Here is a 2484-nt window from a genome sequence, read left to right as displayed (position 1 = left end):
GCCCCATCGGGGCCGGCCACCTGCGTTCGGGCGAAGTGACGTCACTCCTCCGGGGGGCGCCGCGACAGGATCCGGGCGCCGGCCACAGGCGGGAGCAGGGGCGCCGGGGGCACCGGACCGGCGGGACCGGGCGTTGCCGGCGGAGCGGCGGCCCCGAACTCCGCCGCCGCCCGCACGTCCGGCGCGGGCCGGGCCGCGGACGCCGCCGCCACGGGCGGAGCGGCTCGGGCGACGAGCGACGCGGGCTCGGCACCCGCGGGGGCCGTCGGGGGCGCCGGGGTCATCGGGGTCGCGGCAGCCGTCGGGACCGCCGCCACCACCGGGGTCACGGCAACCGGTACCGCCTGCGGGACGGGCGCCGGCGCGGGGGTTCCGCGTCGGGTCGTGGGCGTGACCAGGGGCTGCGCCGCGCCGCGCAGGGCCTGCCAGCGCAGTTCCCGGACCCCCGAGTCGTGCCAGGCGTCGGCAGCCGCCTCCTCGGCGGCCCCCCGGGCCGGCCGCGTCCGCCACGCGTGCACCCCGACCGCCAGCGGCACGGCCAGCACCAGGGTCCAGGCGGCGGCCGCGGCCCCGACGGCCCACCACACGGGCCCGAAGCTCGCCAGCGCCGCCGTGCCCATCGGGCCGCCGGACACCGCCGCCAGGCCGGCCATCGCCAGCCCGCACACCACCGAGCCCAGGGCCGCCGTCAACGCGGTCTCCCCGTACGGGACCTCCCTCGCCCGCCGCACCGCGAACCATCCCACCGCCAGCCCGGCGGCCACCGGAACCCCGGCCGCCGCCCACGTGACCGGCGTCCCCGCCCCTTCCGGCGGCAGCGCCGCCAGCAGCGGGAACCTGGGCAGCGCCGCCGCGCCCTCGAAGCCGAGCGGGGTCGCCGTGGCGCCCGCGCCCAGCGCGAAGCCGGGGCCGAGCCCGTAGGCCGCGCCCCACACCATCGCGTTCGGGATCAGGGCCACGGCCAGCAGCAGCACCGCGAACCGGCCCGACCAGACCCCGGTCAGCGTCAGGAACGAGGTCTGCACCTCCGACCCGTGCCAGGCAAGGGAGGCGCCGACGAGGAGCGTCCCCCCGCCCAGCAGGACCAGGACCCCGGCCGCCCCGGAGCGCAGCGCCAGCGCGTACCGGGGGCGCGTCACGGCCTTCCGCACGCCCCTCGGAACCCAGTCCGGCAGGGGTCCCGGCGGCCGACCCTTGGCCGCCCACACCCCGCCCGCGGCGGCGAGCGCCGCCACCAGCGGCAGGTGCCAGGCCGCACTCAGCGGATCGGCCGGCATCGGCCCGCCGGCCGCGTACACGGTGGCCATCGCGCCGACGGTGAGATAGCCGCAGAGCACCGCGGAGAACACGGCACAGGCCGGCAGGACCTCCTCCCCGTCCGCCCCCGCGGCGTCCCCGGAGGCGCTGCCGAGGCGGGCGGCGCGCCGCATCAGCAGGGCGGGCAGGGCCACCAGGAGCAACGGCGTCACGCCCACGGGCGCGGGCACCCCGGACAGGGTCTCGTAGCGCACGAGCTCCGTCCCGTGGGCCATCAGCCACAGTCCGGCGGCGAGGTGCAGCGCACCGCCCGGCCCGCTGTCCGGATAGGGGGAACTGATCCACAACACGATCACGAGCACGGCCAGGAAGCCGAGCCCCAGTCCGGCGGCCACGACGCCGCCCAGCACACAGGCGGCGGCGGCCGGTGAACGGCGCCGCGCACCGGGGCGAAGGGCCGCCGGCAACGGGGTCCCGAGTTCAGTCACTTGGGTCACCCCGCCCATGGTGCCAACGACACGCGCTATGGGCGGGTAACAGGCGAATGCCCGTGGTGTCGCTCAATATACGTTTATGTACTTTTTCGCCCAAGGCTGCCGGGTCGCGGGGAGTGTGGCATGACACAAGGCGTCGATACGACCTCCGGCTCGGAACTGGGCCTGCCCTCCCCCAAGGAGCGCCGCAGGCTCCGCGAGGCGGGCGAACTGAGCCACGAGGAGGTCGCGGAGGCCATCGGGGTCACCCCGGCCACGCTCCGCTCGTGGGAGACGGGCCGCACCGAGCCGCGCGGGCGCAAGCGCGAGGTGTACGCCGAGATCCTGGCCCGCCTCGCCGCGGCCGACGCCGTCCCGGACGCGGACACGCCGGACGTACGGGTCACCCCTGCCGCGCCCCCGCGGCCTCCGCACCCCCCGGAGCCCCACGCGCGCGAACCGGAACCGGAGCACGCCCCGGCCGCGCCCTTCGCCGGGTGGGCCCCGCGTGCCGCCGGGAGCGGCCGTGCCTTCGCCGGCGGGGGCCAGGGACGGCCCGGCGGGCCCGGTACCCGGCCCAAGTCGGCCGCCAAGCGGGCCGCCAAGCCGCCGGTCGGCGCGGCCCGCCACGACGCGAAGACGCCCGTCCGGACCGGGAGCGGGGGCTCCACCGGCGGCCCGGGCCCGCACGCCGACCCGGGCGGCGGACCGGCCGGCCCCACCACTCCCGCCGGGCCCGCCGGGCGCCCCGCCC

The 2484-nt window shown here is 79.2% G+C and carries 2 protein-coding genes; one reads left to right on the top strand and one right to left on the bottom strand.

All coding sequences use genetic code 11. The features are described 5' to 3' along the window. Positions 1-41: 41 nt before the first annotated feature. Complete coding sequence (locus tag ACFVS6_RS42900; protein WP_389711967.1) at positions 42-1754, bottom strand: DUF6350 family protein; 1713 nt, start codon at positions 1752-1754, stop codon at positions 42-44. Positions 1755-1874: 120 nt separating this feature from the next. On the opposite strand from ACFVS6_RS42900, the gene ACFVS6_RS42895 reads away from it, so the two are divergent. Further along, positions 1875-2484, top strand: a 610-nt coding sequence (locus tag ACFVS6_RS42895; RefSeq protein ID WP_389711966.1) for a helix-turn-helix domain-containing protein, incomplete at its 3' end; no start/stop codon positions are given.

Origin of the sequence: Streptomyces sp. NPDC057939 (genome assembly GCF_042887545.1) — a bacterium.
Taxonomy (GTDB): Bacteria; Actinomycetota; Actinomycetes; order Streptomycetales; family Streptomycetaceae; genus Streptomyces.
The sequence above is the reverse complement of the archived record's forward strand: the minus strand, read 5'-3'. Positions and strand labels throughout refer to the sequence as shown.